The sequence below is a fragment of the Emcibacteraceae bacterium genome, from assembly GCA_041396985.1.
Classification (GTDB): Bacteria; Pseudomonadota; Alphaproteobacteria; order Sphingomonadales; family Emcibacteraceae; genus Pseudemcibacter.
In genome coordinates this window covers 706,880-723,144 of the sequence record JAWKXO010000002.1, presented here as the reverse complement: position 1 = coordinate 723,144, position 16,265 = coordinate 706,880, and the positions used below count along the sequence as shown (strand labels likewise).

14 protein-coding genes and 1 riboswitch are annotated in these 16,265 nt (G+C 44.5%); of the genes, 6 read left to right on the top strand and 8 right to left on the bottom strand.

Annotated features, from left to right (window positions below; translation table 11 throughout):
• Both ispH and sppA read right to left on the bottom strand, forming a co-directional pair.
• Positions 1–948, bottom strand: coding sequence for a 4-hydroxy-3-methylbut-2-enyl diphosphate reductase (gene ispH / locus R3D86_08030; protein ID MEZ5758154.1), 948 nt, complete (start codon positions 946–948; stop codon positions 1–3).
• A 49-nt stretch (positions 949–997) separates the two neighbouring features.
• Positions 998–2,845, bottom strand: coding sequence for a signal peptide peptidase SppA (sppA, locus tag R3D86_08025; GenBank protein ID MEZ5758153.1), 1,848 nt, complete (start codon positions 2,843–2,845; stop codon positions 998–1,000).
• Between the two features lie 146 nt (positions 2,846–2,991).
• A riboswitch (glycine riboswitch) is annotated at positions 2,992–3,077 on the top strand.
• 144 nt (positions 3,078–3,221) lie between these two features.
• On the opposite strand from sppA, the gene gcvT reads away from it, so the two are divergent.
• The 4 genes from gcvT to gcvPB are packed head-to-tail and all read left to right on the top strand — an operon-like array spanning position 3,222 to position 7,640.
• Positions 3,222–4,346 carry a glycine cleavage system aminomethyltransferase GcvT gene (gene gcvT / locus R3D86_08020; protein MEZ5758152.1) on the top strand — a complete coding sequence of 375 codons (1,125 nt, stop codon included), beginning with the start codon at positions 3,222–3,224 and terminating at the stop codon, positions 4,344–4,346.
• A 12-nt stretch (positions 4,347–4,358) separates the two neighbouring features.
• Positions 4,359–4,733: a glycine cleavage system protein GcvH gene (gene gcvH, locus R3D86_08015; protein ID MEZ5758151.1), complete on the top strand. Its 375-nt coding sequence runs from the start codon at positions 4,359–4,361 to the stop codon at positions 4,731–4,733.
• Positions 4,734–4,749: 16 nt separating this feature from the next.
• On the top strand, positions 4,750–6,096 hold the full coding sequence (gcvPA, locus tag R3D86_08010; protein MEZ5758150.1) for an aminomethyl-transferring glycine dehydrogenase subunit GcvPA: 1,347 nt from the start codon (positions 4,750–4,752) through the stop codon (positions 6,094–6,096).
• Entirely contained in the window at positions 6,093–7,640 is a 1,548-nt protein-coding gene (gene gcvPB / locus R3D86_08005; protein ID MEZ5758149.1) for an aminomethyl-transferring glycine dehydrogenase subunit GcvPB, read from the top strand. Before gcvPA ends, gcvPB begins: the two co-directional genes overlap by 4 nt.
• Positions 7,641–7,695: 55 nt before the next feature.
• Here gcvPB and R3D86_08000 read toward each other — a convergent pair whose 3' ends face one another.
• On the bottom strand, positions 7,696–8,289 hold the full coding sequence (locus tag R3D86_08000; GenBank protein MEZ5758148.1) for a hypothetical protein: 594 nt from the start codon (positions 8,287–8,289) through the stop codon (positions 7,696–7,698).
• A gap of 3 nt (positions 8,290–8,292) precedes the next feature.
• On the bottom strand, positions 8,293–9,393 hold the full coding sequence (locus R3D86_07995; protein MEZ5758147.1) for a serine hydrolase domain-containing protein: 1,101 nt from the start codon (positions 9,391–9,393) through the stop codon (positions 8,293–8,295).
• A gap of 133 nt (positions 9,394–9,526) precedes the next feature.
• On the opposite strand from R3D86_07995, the gene R3D86_07990 reads away from it, so the two are divergent.
• A complete protein-coding gene (locus R3D86_07990) occupies positions 9,527–10,909 on the top strand; it encodes a M28 family metallopeptidase (GenBank protein ID MEZ5758146.1) in 1,383 nt (460 codons plus the stop codon).
• A gap of 59 nt (positions 10,910–10,968) precedes the next feature.
• Here R3D86_07990 and R3D86_07985 read toward each other — a convergent pair whose 3' ends face one another.
• The 3 genes from R3D86_07985 to R3D86_07975 are packed head-to-tail and all read right to left on the bottom strand — an operon-like array spanning position 10,969 to position 13,901.
• Positions 10,969–12,336 (bottom strand): glutamate--cysteine ligase, encoded by a 1,368-nt coding sequence (locus R3D86_07985; protein MEZ5758145.1) that lies wholly within the window; start codon positions 12,334–12,336, stop codon positions 10,969–10,971.
• Positions 12,337–12,390: 54 nt separating this feature from the next.
• The gene (locus tag R3D86_07980) at positions 12,391–13,140 is read right to left on the bottom strand and encodes a TIGR02281 family clan AA aspartic protease (GenBank protein MEZ5758144.1); all 750 of its coding nucleotides are present in this window, start codon (positions 13,138–13,140) and stop codon (positions 12,391–12,393) included.
• Positions 13,137–13,901, bottom strand: a complete 765-nt coding sequence (locus R3D86_07975) for a 16S rRNA (uracil(1498)-N(3))-methyltransferase (protein MEZ5758143.1) — start codon at positions 13,899–13,901, stop codon at positions 13,137–13,139. The genes R3D86_07980 and R3D86_07975 overlap by 4 nt, the downstream gene beginning before the upstream one ends.
• 27 nt (positions 13,902–13,928) lie before the next feature.
• Here R3D86_07975 and ubiA point away from each other — a divergent pair, with 27 nt between their 5' ends.
• Positions 13,929–14,873 carry a 4-hydroxybenzoate octaprenyltransferase gene (gene ubiA / locus R3D86_07970; protein ID MEZ5758142.1) on the top strand — a complete coding sequence of 315 codons (945 nt, stop codon included), beginning with the start codon at positions 13,929–13,931 and terminating at the stop codon, positions 14,871–14,873.
• Here the strand turns inward: ubiA and R3D86_07965 are convergent.
• Entirely contained in the window at positions 14,853–16,187 is a 1,335-nt protein-coding gene (locus R3D86_07965) for a glycosyltransferase (protein ID MEZ5758141.1), read from the bottom strand. The two genes, ubiA and R3D86_07965, sit on opposite strands and share 21 nt — an antisense overlap.
• Between the last annotated feature and the right edge of the window lie 78 nt (positions 16,188–16,265).

Genomic DNA, 16,265 nt, shown 5'->3' with positions numbered 1-16,265 from the left:
TCAGTCATCCTTTGCCAAAATTGCCGGAACTTTAAACGTCACATTTTCTTCAATGGTATGAATATTTTCAATGGAAGTTTTGTAGCGTTCTTTAAAGGCGCTCATCACTTCTTCCACGAGTATTTCGGGTGCAGATGCCCCGGCAGAAATCCCTACCGCACTGACATTATCAAACCAGTTCCAGTCTATTTCAGCCGCCCTTTGAATTAACATTGACCGGCAGCCGACTTTTCGCGCCACTTCCACCAGTCTTCGTGAGTTCGAGCTGTTTGGAGCCCCGATAATTAGCACCAACTCGACTTTCTCTGCCAAGGCTTTAACGGCGTTTTGTCTGTTCGTGGTTGCGTAACAGATGTCTTCTTTCTTTGGGTCCTGAATGGACGGATATTTTGCTTTCAACGTTTCAATAATTTCAGACGTATCGTCAAGTGACAAAGTGGTCTGGGTAATATAGGCGACATTATCTTCATTTTTAAGCTGGAGTTTTTCAACATCTTCCGGGCTTTCCACCAGATGTATTGCACCTGCTGCCAACTGTCCCATTGTCCCGATCACTTCAGGGTGCCCTTTGTGGCCGATCATAACAATTTCCATTCCCTGACGGTCATATCGCTCGGCTTCACGGTGTACTTTACTGACCAATGGACAGGTAGCATCTATATAAAGCATTTTTCTGTTTTCGGCTTCCTGCGGAACGGATTTTGGTACCCCATGTGCTGAGAAAACCACCGGTTTATCCGTTGGCACCTCGTCAAGCTCATCAACAAAAATGGCCCCGCGTTTTACCAGCCCTTCAACCACATATTTGTTATGGACAATTTCATGGCGCACATAAACAGGGGCACCATACTTCTCCAATGCCATTTCCACAATTTGTATGGCCCGGTCTACACCTGCGCAAAATCCGCGTGGATTTGCAATATAAAGGTTCATATTTCTTTCACTCATGACCTGACCTTATACACATTGTTCCCGGAAATTCAAATGGCCTTATTCATTATTGAGAATTAATACCAGCCATGCATTCAACACAAAGTACATAGGCATGTTGGGGGTCATTCATTTTACTAAACAGGGAAAGTTTCTCTGTAATTCTGTTGATTAATATATGTTCAGGTGATTTTTGTTTTGACGCAACAAAATCCGCCAGTTTACTTTCACTGTCAAAAAGCCGTGACATGATCTGCACTTCAATGGGTAGCTCGTCTTCCCAATAAACAACATTATAATCCTTAAGATCAGCTCTCGACACTGCCGCCTTGATAGCGTGATCAAGATTTCCCAAATGGTCTACCAGACCAATTTCCAACGCTTTGGCACCTGTCCAGACCCTTCCTTGGGCAATTTCATTGACCTGTTCAACACTCATATGCCGACCTTCGGCAACCAGATTTAAAAATCTGTCATATCCATTTTCAATATTGCTCTGGATAATATTTTTAAGCTTTTCCGGTAGTGGTTTATTAATTCCGGCCGACACAAGCGGCGTTGTGCCAATGCCGTCTGTTGTGATGCCGATCTCGGCCAGTGTTCCTTCAATATTCGGAATTGCGCCAAAGATGCCGATTGATCCGGTTATAGTCGTGGGACTTGCCCAGATTTCATCGGCATTTGCTGAAATCCAGTATCCTCCTGACGCCGCTACACCGCCGAATGAAGCAATGACAGGCTTTCCGGCCGCCTTTAACAGCAATATTTCCTGTCTGATCAGTTCTGATGCAAAAGCGCTTCCACCCGGGCTTTCAACGCGGAGCACAACAGCTTTTACCCGATCATCTTGGCGTGCTTCACGAAGTTGCCTGGAAAGCGTATCCCCGCCAACAGTTCCCTGCGGCATGACGCCGTCCATGATCGTTCCATTGGCATAAATAATGGCTACGATGTTATTTCCGCGCTCCAGTTGAGAACGATCAAATTTTGATGCGAGATACGTTTTTAAATTGATCTGGTTTATTTCCTGCTTGCCATGACCTTTGCCGACTTCATTCTGCATATAGGAAATCCATTCAGCACGGGTTTTTAAGCCGTCAACCAGCGAATTTTGCAAGGCAAGCTGGCCAAGATCACCTTTCAAATCCATCAGAAGCTGATCTGCATTATCAATGCCTGCACGTAAAACTGTCTCATCAATATTTCTTTGTTCTGAAATATCGGCCAGATAGGAATCCCAGAAACTGTTATATAGCTCAAGATTAGCTTCCCTGGCTTCATCCGACATATCATTACGGATAAAAGGTTCCATGGCCGATTTATATTTACCAACGCGGAAGAGCTGTACTTCCGCCTTTATTTTATTCAAAAATCCAAGAAAATAATTTTGAAATCCACCATATCCATATAAGAGCACGGCACCCTGTGGGTGCATATAAATTTCATCAGCGAATGAGGCCAGAAGATACGCTGACTGGCTATAAAGACTGCCATAGGAAACGACTTTTTTACCACTTTTTTTAAATTGTTCGATTTTTCTGCCGATATAATGAAGTTTTGATGGATATGCCCCGGCAAACTGACTGAAATCAAGAACCAGCATTTTGATATTGTCATCTTCCGCCGCAAGATCAATGGCCCGTTCAATATCGCGCAGACGCGTATTACCGCCAATATCACCCGCAAGCAGTTGTTCATAAGGGTCACTGCCGAATGCTTCCTGCTCAACAATCAATCCCTTAAAATCAAGTACAAGAGCACTATTTTTGGCTGTTAATTCCCCCTCTTCCGAATCAGTCATAAAAATTACGAGGATAATGGCCGAGAATATCAAAAGGACGATGAGAAAAAGTAAAGTCCCAACAAAAGATTGTAACTTTTGAATAAATCTCCAGAACGATTTTATTAAACCCATGTGGCCCTCATATTATCAAAATTCCAACTAATACAACCAATTATATTGTGACCAGACCGCCACAACAGAACAAATTGATTTTTCTGCTTCTTTATATAATGACTTTGATTGACTCTTCAATCAATCCCCTTATTATGACGACTGCTATTTTCTTTGCGGGAGAGACCTTGATTAAGGCGCCGAAGGAGCAACCGCCCCGGAAACTCTCAGGCACCCGGACCGCCAGGAATTAAAGCACTCTGGAAAGTGAGGATAATCCCTCCGCCGACGGGGTAAACCTGTTAAATAGCAGGTCAAATCTCTCAGGTACCGATGACAGAGGGGGCACCGATGATACGGGTTTTCGTATCTATAGTGCTTACTCTGGAGATTATTTATGAGTGTAGAGAATAATAGCAGTCTGTTAAAAACACCTCTTTATTCACTTCATGAAGACCTTGGCGGCAAAATGGTGCCCTTTGCCGGTTACCTTATGCCTGTGCAATATCCGCTTGGCGTTATGGGAGAACATAACCATACCCGTGAAAAAGCAGGACTTTTTGATGTTTCCCATATGGGGCAGGTTGTCATTAAAGGTGATGGTGCTGATAAATGGCTCGAAACTCTGGTGCCTGGCAATATCATTGATCTGAAAACCAATCGTATCCGTTACACCATGTTTACCGATGAAAATGGTGGTATCCTTGATGATCTGATGATCACAAAACGGGAAAATGATATTTTCATGGTGGTCAATGCTGCCTGTAAGGAACGGGATATTGCCCACATGCGCGCCAATCTTCCTGCGCATCTTGAATTAATTGAATTGAGCGATCGCGCCCTTGTTGCCCTGCAGGGGCCAATGGCTGCTGCTGTAATGTCACGTTTTGCGGCCGGTGCCGATAAAATGGACTTTATGTCCTATGCGGAAGTTTCCATCTGCGGTGCTGACTGTTTTATCAGTCGCTGCGGTTATACCGGTGAAGATGGTCATGAAATTTCAATTCCCGATGATAAAGCAATTGAAGTTTGCAAAGCCCTCCTGGCCGAACCGGAAGTTGAGGCTATTGGTCTTGGTGCTCGTGACAGCCTTCGCCTTGAAGCGGGTCTTTGTCTTTACGGTCATGATATAACAACCGATACAACGCCGATTGAAGGATCACTTGAGTGGTCAATCGGGCCACGCCGCCGCACTGAAGGCGGCTTTCCCGGTGCCGATAAAATCCTCGACCAACTTAATAGTGGCAACGTAGCAAAATTAAGGGTTGGTATTTTACCATCCGGTCGCGCACCCGCACGCGAAGGTACAGAAATTCTGGATGCAGATGATAATATCATTGGCATCGTTACAAGTGGTGGATTTGGCCCGACATTCGGTGGGCCGGTCGCAATGGGATATGTAAATGCAGAATACGCCAAAACAGGCACTGAAATTTTTCTGGCCGTGAGAAAAAAGAAACTCGAAGCCAAAGTCGCGGATATGCCATTTGTTCCGCAAAGATATTATAGAAAACCAAAATGAAGGGAAAAAGAAATGACAATTTATTATTCTGAAGATCATGAATGGATCGAAGTCGAGGGAAAAACGGGCACTGTCGGCATTACCGACTACGCGCAAAATGCCCTTGGCGATATTGTATTTGTTGAATTGCCTGAAGTCGGTGAAGATTTCGCCAAAGGTGACGAAGTTGCCGTTGTTGAAAGTGTTAAAGCCGCATCAGAAATTTACTGCCCTGTGGGTGGTGAAATTACATCTGTCAATGAAGAACTTGAGGATAATGCCGCGCTGGTCAACACATCGCCGGATGGTGATGGCTGGTTCTTTAAAATTGAAATTGCCGATGAAAGCGAACTTGAAAGCCTGATGGATGCAGCAGGCTATAAAGAATTCATAGCAGGTTTAGAATAAAACAGGATTAAACCATATGCGTTATTTACCTTTATCATCCGATGACCGGGCCCAAATGCTCGCAAAAATCGGGGTAAAAGACATTAATGATTTATTCGTTGATGTTCCAAACCATGCTCTTCTTAAAGGGCTGGTTGATCTTCCTCTTCATATGACGGAAATGGAAGTTGAACAAAATTTTGCTGCCTTCTCTGACAGAAATATTTCTGCCGGCAGCGTACCTTTTTTTGTTGGTGCGGGTGCTTATCGGCACCATGTTCCTGCCGCAGTTGATTACCAAATTCAACGTGGTGAATTTCTGACAGCCTATACCCCTTATCAGCCTGAAATTTCCCAAGGCACGTTACAGGCGCTTTTTGAATTCCAGACACAAGTGGCGCAAATTACAGGTATGGATGTTGCCAATGCGTCTATGTATGATGGATCAACCGCTGCGGGTGAAGCGGCTCTGATGGCACGGCGCATTACCCGCAAAAACAAGGCTATCGTCAGCGGAAACCTTCATCCGCAGTATATAGATGTGATAAAAAGCGCAACCAAATATACCGAAGATGTCGTTGTTGTATCTGAGACCACTGTTAATAGAGCTGAAAATCTGCTTGAACTGGTTGATGACGACACCAACTGTGTCATTGTCCAGTATCCTGATTTTTTTGGTAACATTACTGATTATTCAGCGCTGGCTGATGCCCTTCATGAACAAAATAAGCTGCTTGTTATTGTCACCACCGAAATTGTTGCACTTGGTGCCATTAAATCTCCCGGTGAAATGGGTGCTGATATTGTGGTCGGCGAAGGCCAGTCAATCGGCAATGGTCTGAATTATGGTGGTCCTTATGTCGGACTTTTTGCCACGAAACAAAAATACGTGCGTCAACTTCCCGGGCGCCTATGCGGACAAACAACAGACGCCGATGGGAAACGTGGATTTGTTCTAACCCTTTCAACCCGGGAACAGCATATCCGCCGCGAAAAAGCCACCAGCAACATTTGTACCAATGCAGGTCTTTGTACCCTGGCTTTTACCATCCATATGACTTTGCTGGGGGAAGCAGGCTATCGGCAACTTGCCAAAATCAATCATGCAGCCGCCGTTAAACTTGCATCAAAATTAATCAAAGTAAAGGGTGTTCAGCTGCTCAACGATACTTTCTTTAATGAATTTACAGTTAGGCTCAATAAAAACGCGGCAGACATTATCGAAGCATTGGTAGAGAAAGACATTATTGCCGGATTACCTGTTTCAAGGCTTTACCCGGATAATAAAGACCTGGCCAATGACCTGCTCATAGCCGTAACCGAAACCACATCGGAAGATGATATGGACATTCTTGTAAGTGAACTTAGTGAGGTGCTCAAATGACAATGAACAATCAGGGACGTCCCACTAGTATAGAAAATGCAAGTAATTCAGCCAGATCAGGTTATCCAAGTTATACCGGCAGCAGAGGGCTATCACAGGTTGAAGGGCTTATTTATGAAATAGGCGATACCAGCCGCACAGGCGTTGATCTTCCGGAAGTGGAAGAATTTGAAAGTCGATTAGGTGGCATGGAACGGACTGGAGAAATCGGCCTTGCCGGGCTTACAGAGCCGGAGGCCATGCGACATTATACGCGCCTAAGCCGGAAAAATTATGCCATTGACCTGGGGCTTTATCCTCTTGGTTCGTGCACCATGAAGCATAACCCACGCCTTAATGAAAAGGTCGTGCGCCTACCTGGACTTTCTGACATCCACCCGCTTCAGCCGATCAGCACAACACAAGGGGCGCTTGATCTGATTGATACATTGGCACACTGGCTTAAAACCCTTACCGGCATGCCGGCGGTTGCCATGTCACCAAAGGCTGGTGCTCACGGTGAGCTTTGTGGACTGATGACCATTAGGGCAGCGCTTGAAGCTAAGGGAGACCCCCGTTCAATCGTTTTGGCGCCGGAAAGTGCCCATGGAACCAACCCGGCTACGGCCACACTTTGTGGATATACGGTAAAACCGATCCCTGCCACAAAAGACGGCCGCGTTGATCTGGAAGCAATGAAAGAAGCACTTGGACCGGATGTTGCCGCCATAATGGTAACGAACCCGAACACATGCGGATTATTCGAACGTGAAATCATTGAAATTGCCGATGCAGTTCATGAAATTGGCGGTTATTTTTATTGTGATGGTGCCAATTTTAACGCCATTGTCGGCAAAGTGCGCCCAGGCGATCTTGGCGTTGATGCCATGCATATCAACCTGCATAAAACATTTTCAACGCCGCATGGCGGCGGCGGCCCCGGTGCCGGGCCAGTTGTGCTTTCGGAAGCCCTCGCCCCCTATGCGCCAATTCCCTATGTGGTTGCCGGGGATGAGGAATTTGATCTGGTTGAACATGACAAATCTGGCAAAAGTTTTGGCCGCATGACCGCATTTCATGGTCAGATGGGCATGTTTGTGCGTGCCCTTGCCTATATGATGTCACACGGCGCTGACGGCCTTGCCAAAGTTGCCGAGGACAGTGTTCTAAACGCAAATTATATTCTTGCGTCCCTGAAAGATGTGATGAGCGCCAGCTTTAATGGCCCCTGTATGCATGAAGCGCTGTTTGATGATCGCTTCCTGAAAGATACCGGTGTCAGTACGCTTGATTTCTCCAAAGCGATGATTGATGAAGGCTATCATCCGATGACCATGTATTTCCCGCTGGTTGTCCACGGGGCTATGTTAATTGAGCCAACAGAATCAGAAAGCAAACTGTCTGTTGATCAATTTATCGGAATGATGCGACATCTTGTTGCAGCGGCAAAAGCGGGAGAGAAAGAACGTTTCTCAGGGGCCCCCTATAATGCACCGCTCAGGCGGCTTGATGAAACGGCGGCAGCCCGTAATCCGGTGCTGCGATGGACAAATCCGGAGCAATGAAAAATTAAGGCGGCCTCATCAGCCGCCTTTTTTATTACAGAGACTATAAATCCGTTTAACTGATGGTTTTCACATCCATCACAAAATATTTGCAGTTTTTCTTATCTTCGTCCCAAAGAAGTCTTTTATCCAGAGTTTCAAGGGCCCTGCCGTATAGATGAAGATGACGGGTGCTTTCCCCTTCGTTAATAGCAATAGAATGGATATCATCAGGCATCAGCGCAATGCCCTGTCCCGGTTTTACGACGATCGTATCAGCAAGACTTATGGAACGCTCGCCCGGTACCAGCGGGCCTTCCTCGTCAGTTTCATATACATAATTATATTCTTCGCCTTCCGCCGCACTGACGCAGGCCCATGTGGTATGGTTATGGGGCGGTGTATATTTTCCTTTATGCATAACATTTAAATATAGAGCATAACTGTCATCATCATCTTTGGTGATCAGATAACGGTTTTGAACTTTTCCGTCTGTCGGTGCAGGGAACTGGGTCTCATCCCATAATTCCTTGCGAGCAGCAATTGCCACCATTTCCGACTTAATTTTTTCCAGGTTATCCCTTGTCACCTCTATCGGCCCGGCAAGACTTTTTACTTTATCCATTAATTCATTAATGGCCTGTTCTCTTTTCTCTGCGACTTCGTTCATACTTTAGTTTCCTCTGTATTCGATGAGTTTATCGGCAATTTCCTGCGCAAACTCGTGATAGGGCTGACTATCCGTGTTTGACATCATCACAAAACCGATGTCAAGGTCCGGTATCATTATTATATAGGATTTAAATCCGTCATTACCACCATGGTAAATCGTTAAATGACCATTTTGCATGCGACGATGCCAGCTGAAACCGACATTATCAAACTTGCTCAACGCTGGTTCCCACATGGCCTCTAACGTTTCTTTTTTTAGAACACGGTTTCCATCAAGGGTTCCCCCGTTTAAATTAAGCTGCACCCAGCGCGCCATATCATCGATATTTGAAATCAGGGTAGAACTTGGCCCATGCATACGGTTATAGGGATATATATCCGCCACATGCAGCTCACCATCCTTAAGTTCATGCAAACTGTTTAGGTTAGTCATGTCCGCTTCCTGAAGAAGCAGGGTACTGTTCACCATTCCTGTTGGTATAAAAATATTTTCACGCACATAATCTTCAAATGACATGCCCGATGCCTTGGCAATAACATCACCGAGCAGTTCATATCCGGTATTGCAATATTGGTAGGTTGTTCCCGGATCATGAGTTAAGAATTTTTGTGAAATAAAATTCCTTACAAAGCGTTCCAACGCCTCTTCGTCATATTGCGGATTGTGCCAGGGGTCGCTGTCAAAATCCGGCATGCCTGAAATATGGCTGGCAAATTCCCGGATCGTCAGTTCCTTATACCGCCCATCAACCATGACAAAATATGGAAGCACATCAATAACAGGTTTATCAACATCAAGTTTTCCCTGTTCCTGAAGCTGCATAAGCGCCGTCCCGACAAAAGTTTTTGTGATTGACGCCATATGAAACAGGGATTCATTCGTTTCCGGTTCCTTGGTGTACATATTTTTTATGCCAAAAGTTTTTTTGAATAAAACACCCTCTTTTGAAACAACTGAAAAAACAAATCCCTGGACGTTATAGTCATCCATCATCTGTTCAATCATCGGAGTAAATATATTTTCTAGATTGTCATCAGCGGCCCTGACCGGAAGTGAAACCAGCATTAAAAGTATACAAAAACTCAAAAAGAACTTTTTCACAATATGTTCCCTACTCATATTCCCTGTGCCTTTTTTAGTACGAATAAACCATTTTTGCAATAAAATGTAAGTTGACGAAGACCTGTTGATACGGTTTTATTAGACTAAAGAATAATTTTAGGGAGAAAATTAAATGCGGTCACTTAAGCTTCTGACAATGATAACAGGCAGTATAATATTTGCCTGCAATGTTGCAATGGCGCAACAGGTACCACCGCAGGAACTGCCAATGATCCATCAGCTGGTCAGCGATGTTTCCGCAACACGTATTGAACATGATATTCGTAAACTGGTCAGCTTTGGTACGCGCCACACCCTTTCAGACACAAAATCAGAAACCCGCGGCATTGGCGCAGCAAGACGATGGATTTTTGCCGAGTTTGAGAAAATAAGTGCCGATTGTGGCGGCTGTCTGGACGTCATGTATATCAGCGATACGATCTCAGGTCAGGACCGCATCCCAAACCCGACAGAGGTGGTCAGTGTTGTTGCCATTCAGCGCGGCGAGCTTGACCCGAACCGATATGTTTCCATGTCCGGAGATATTGATAGCCGGGTTTCCGACCCTTTAAATGGAACCGATGACAGCCCCGGCGCCAATGATAATGCTTCCGGCATGGCCGGTGTGCTTGAGGCGGCCCGTGTACTCAGCAAACATAAATTTTCCGGATCCATTATCTATATGGGACTGTCCGGCGAGGAACAGGGACTTTTCGGCGGACAAATTGTTGCAAAGCATGCACTTGAAAATAACTGGCGCATAAAAGCAGTCCTTAATAACGATATGATCGGCAATATTACCGGCATTGACGGCGTAACCGATAACAGCACTGCTCGGGTGTTCTCAGAAGGCACACGCGATGTTGAAACACCGGAAGAAGCAAGGGAAAGGCGCTTTTCCGGTGGTGAAGTGGACAGCCCGTCACGAAATCTCGCACGTTTCATTGACCGGCAGGCCGATAAATATGTCCCAAATCTTGACGTAATGATGGTTTACCGGCTTGACCGGTTTGGCCGCGGTGGGCACCACCGCCCCTTTAATGCCGTTGGTATTCCAGCTGTCCGGGTTATGGAAACCCATGAACATTATGACCGCCAGCATCAGGACATCAGAACAGAAAACGGCAGAAAATACGGCGACGTCATAGAAGGGGTAAATTTTGATTATGCCCGTAAACTTACGGCGCTCAATGTTTCAAGTCTTGCAGAAATGGCCGCGGCACCACCCTTCCCGGCTGAGGTCAAGCTAACAGGTGCCGTACGTGCCTCCGCTGTTATCAGCTGGAAAAAACCTGATGGGAAAATGGCTGAAAACCTTGCCGGATACAAAGTTTACTGGCGCCTGACAGATCAACCGCAATGGACATATAGCAAATATGTCGGCGATGTGGACACATACACCTTTGAAAATCTGGTGATTGATAATTATTATTTCGGTGTTGCTTCCGTTGCCAATGACGGCGCCGAAAGTCCGGTGGTATTCCCGGGATCCATGGGATCTTTTGGCGGGTACTGATTATTTAAGATAATTGCTCAAAAGGCCGGATTATCTCCGGCCTTTTGATTGAAAAATTATTAGAAGGAACAATCCGAAAATAGTTTTGAAATATCCCCGTTCCAGCTACCGTTATAGCGGTCAAGCATAAGCTGTGCTGTTGTTTTGCCGCTTTCAACCGTTTCAAAAAGTGATTTTAAAAAGATCCTTTCATCATCACCTGTATTATTAAGGCATGCCCGACGCTCTAACCCACCGGACGAAATTTTAAGCATTTTTAAAGCGAGATCCTGAACCGTTTCATTTCTGAAGTTAACTTTAAGCGCGTCACGGGGCACATTATCCCGTAAATGCTGATGTTCCTCATGTGTCCAGTCTTTTATCATTTCCCAAGCCTGATCAAGGGCTTCGCTGTCATAAAGAATGCCGACCCACAAAGCAGGGAGCGCACAAATCCGGCTCCATGAACCACCATCGGCCCCGCGCATCTCAAGGAATTTTTTAAGCCGGACTTCCGGAAATACCGTGCTCATATGATCTTCCCAGTCAGATATTGTCGGCACCTGTCCTTCAAATCCAGTCAGGGTTCCGTTCATGAAGTCTTTAAATGATTTTCCGGAAACATCATTATAAATGCCGTCCCGGTACACAAAATACATAGGAACGTTAAGCACATGATCAACATAGGCTTCAAATCCCATCCCTTCATCAAAAACAAACGGCAAAATTCCGCACCTGTCCGGATCTGTATCTGTCCAGATATGAGAGCGGTAACTCTGAAATCCGTTGGGTTTGCCTTCTGTGAAGGGGGATGCTGCAAAAATTGCTGTGGCGATCGGTTGAAGGGCAAGTGAAACTCTGAATTTTTTAACCATATCAGCTTCGGATGAATAATCCAGATTGACCTGAATAGTACAGGTCCGCAGCATCATATCCAGCCCGAGATTGCCTTTCTTCGGCATATAGGCACGCATAATATTATAGCGCCCCTTTGGCATAACGGGCACGTCCTCGCGTTTTGTATTGGGGTTAAAACCCATGCCAAGATAATTAATGCCAAGTTCTTCACTAACCGCCTGAGCCTGCCGAAGGTGGCTGTTACTTTCCGCACAGGTCTGATGAAGCGTTTTCAGCATGGCCCCTGAAAGTTCAAGTTGCCCGCCTGGTTCCAGTGAAACCGACTGGCCATTTTTCTTTAAGCCAATGATATACTGACCCTCCATAATGGGATCCCAGTCAAATTCTTTTTGCATAGCCTGCAAAATTGCTTTGATACTGCGCTCACCGTCATATGGAACCGGTTTTAGGGAATCAATGCAAAACACAAATTTTTCATGTTCTGTACCAATCCCCCACTCGCTTTTTGGTTTTGATCCTGATGCAATATAATCAATAAGTTGCTGCTTTGATTCTATTGGCACTGGCGAATTTTTGGAAATGTTGCTCAATGGATAACCCTTTTTATTATAGCCCTCAATGTCATAGTTTTTATCATGTGGTGATTACGGATATAATGTCAATAGACCATCTCTAACTTCATAGCCGCTTAATTTATTTAAAAAACTCATACCCAGAAGTGATATGTCCAGTTGGCCTTCATTTACATAGGCTTCAATTTTTTGAACATGAATGGGACCGAGGCTAACCTTGTCCAACATGACCGGTGCGCTGAAAACCATACCATTCGCTGTAGAGGCCGGAATTTCAAATTTAAGCCCTGCTATATTAAAGCCAATTTTTTCCGCATCGGACTTTTTAAGAACAATATGTGTTGCACCGGTATCAACCATAAAATTTATGGCTTCTCCGTTGACTTCCGCCCTGACGTAATAATGTCCGCTTTGATCAGATCGGAAGGTAATTGCTCCTACATCAACTTCGCCGTTTGCCGGATTGATTTCACTGGCCAGACGGCCTTTACCATTCCATATAGAGTATCCCAATCCCATGACCCCAAATATGATCACCCAACCCGCTACGTTACGCAGGGCCTGCCCGGGATTGCTAATAATATGTCCCAGAAGGCCTGCCCCTACCAAGGCAAGCAGCATAAAATCATAGGCAAGATTGGCACTTTGACCTGTACTTAGTCCGTCACTTAATACCCAGGCAAGGATAAAAACAAAAAGCACGACCCCTATTACAGTTAGTAAAAAGGGCTTCATACTGTTTTTTTGTTTTGAATTTCCCCGCCCTTGTGGCTCATTATCATTCGGGGGATGACCCCATGGTGACGGCTGATTATCATTCATTGTGACCAATCCCCCAAAAATGACTGCCATAATGACAAGGCGGCGACAGCGGCGGTATCCGCCCTCAATATCCTTGGCCCCAGTGTAATAGCAACAGTGTTTTGATGTGCTCTGATCATTTCTCTTTCCTGCGGTGAAAAGCCGCCTTCCGGCCCTATCAAAACAGCCCATTTATCAAAAGATTTTTTTATGTCCTGCATTGGGATCGCCTCCCCGGCTTCATCGCAAAATATCAGCCCCCGATCTTCCGGCCACTGTTCCATTAATTTCTCAAGTTGTATTAAATCCTCAATTTGTGGCACTGTCATTCGACCGCACTGCTCTGCTGCCTCAATTGCATTGGCAAGTAACTTGTCAAATTTTATTTTATCCAGATTTGTTCGCTCCGTTAGAACAGGCATAATTCTTGAAACCCCAAGCTCAGTTGCCTTTTGAACCATATAATCGACACGTGCTTTTTTTATCGGTGCAAATAAATACCAAAAATCGGGATCAGGTTTCTGTTCATCTATCATTTCCCGAATTGTTATTTTTGCCTTGCCTTTACCGACTTTTGTTATTTCCGCCAGCCATTCACCATCAACACCATTAAAAACAATGACATGATCGCCCAGCTTAATGCGCATAACATTGACCAGATAATGGCCCTGATTTCCTTCGATAAGAAAAACTGTTCCGGATTTAAATTGATCATCAAGATACAGGCGTATTTTTGGCTTTTTATTCGACATTTTTTCAATTTTGGTTATGACTATATTCATATGATAACATCAAATGCCGAAAGACATATGACAAAATTAGATGAGCGGATAAAAAAAGCCCCCGAGGATACGGTAAAACAAAGCTGGGTTCATAAATTATCGCCTGATTTTGCCTGGGGATATCTCCAGCTCATGCGCGCCGACCGGCCGATCGGCACCTGGCTTTTGCTATGGCCCGGGCTTTGGTCCATAATGCTTGCCGGCCATTATTACGGCAGCCCTGACATAATCCCGAATTTCATGCTTTTAATTCTCTTTTCAGTTGGTGCCTTTGTCATGCGGGGTGCCGGATGTGTCATCAATGACCTGTGGGACAGAGAGGCAGATGCAAAAGTCGAAAGAACAAAAGCCCGACCGCTGCCCAGTGGCCGGGTATCCGTGTTGGGCGCTTTCATCTTTCTGGCATTCTTGCTTCTTATTGGGCTATTTATTTTAATTCAGCTAAACACTTTTAGCCAATTGGTTGGGGCCTCTTCCCTAATGCTGGTGATCATTTATCCGCTCATGAAACGAATAACCTATTGGCCACAGTTGATGCTTGGATTTACCTTTAACTGGGGAGCTTTGCTAGGATGGAGTGCCGTTTCCGGTACCATCGCAATACCAGCAATCATTCTTTACATAGGCGGCATTTTCTGGACGCTTGGTTATGATACTATTTACGCCCATCAGGACCGCGAGGATGATGCCATGGTCGGGATCAAATCCACTGCATTAAAACTTGGAAAAAAGACAATGACCTGGATCAGTGGGTTTTATGGCTTAACTTTCGTCCTGTTTATATGTGCCGGTACCATGGCAAAAATGCATATTGGTTTTTATATCGGCATGTTTTTTGCGGGGTATCATTTAATTTATCAAATTAAGGCGCTTGATATTGACGATCGTGAATTGTGCCTGAAGCTTTTTAAATCTAACCATCACTTTGGTGTTATTGTATTTTTAAGTATTCTAATTGGACATGTTTTCTAATTTTGTCCTATTGACAATATCTTGCATAAATTTTTCCAGTTTTTCAAACTGGGCGCTTCTTTCAAATTTTTTCTGATTTGGATTGCAGCTTTCTTTAGATGACTTTTTGCTTTGAAGCTGTGTTTTTAAATATCCGGCAATTTCATCAACATCATTGCTGACCAATCCAAAATTATTATCACGAATAATGTCGGCGGCTTCACCTTCTGTTCCACCAATGGATAATATTGGTTTTCCTGTACCTATATATTCAAAAAGCTTGCCGGCAATGACACTATTTTCACGCGGATCGTCCCACCTGAGAAGCATCATGATATCTGTCCCGGCCATAATTTTATGGAGTTCGCTTTGTGGGATATATTTACTGCAAATAACCTGCTCCTCTAACTCATGATCCCTTATAATTTTTTTCTGGCTCTCACTGAGCTCATCTACGCCAAATTCCGTATATAAAAGCACTTTAATTTTCTTTGCAGCATCACCCAATTTTGCCATTGCTTCAAAAAGTTTCTGCGGGTCGCGCTTTCCTTCATAAAGCGCACCGGCATATAAGATTGTCAGATGATCGGGATATAGTTCCTTTTCCACAATCCCTTCAAAATCGCTGGGATCAAATCCATTCATGGCAAGTTGAACGGGAATATTTCTGGATTTTTTTAATGTTTCAACCCAGCTTTGGGTAACAGTAATCAGGCCACTACAGTTTGAAAGAGCGCGTTTCTCTATAAACCTGTCTATTTTTTTCTTGAAGCCCGACCCATGATAATAACCATGATCAGACCAGAGATCCCGATAATCCGCAACCCAGGGAACATCATTGATACGGGCTAACTTTGACGCAACCAGCAAACATGTAAAAGGGGGAACCGTTGTGAATATAATATCCGGAGACCAGCTTTTAAACAGCTTTCGACCTTCACTTATCGCTTTCGGGTACCAGCCTATCGTACGGTCAGGAATATTGGTAAGCTTCCGATAATATAGGCTTAGCTTTGATTCTTCACCAGTTTCACTTTTATCCTCTCCATATTGTTCAGATTGCTCGGCTAGATTGTCATTCTCTTTTGATGAAAAAATGCTCTTCACTGATTGTTTTATATAAGATGGAAAAGCGTTGATATCTGTAAAATCAGTAAAAATTATTTTGTCTTCTGAAATTTCAGGCGTTAATGACGACCCCTGATCCCTACGAAGCGGAGCAAGTACCCTGATATCATGGCCCTGAAGTTCTAAAAACCGGGCAAGTTTATTCACCCTGCTGCCGGAAACCGGCGCATAAGGCGGAAAAAAGCCTGAAACAACCAGAATTTTCAATGAAACTTCCCTCTAAATATATGCGTTTAAATAATTTATATAGCAAACAAAGCAATAAAAAGAAGTTAATTTTGGTGA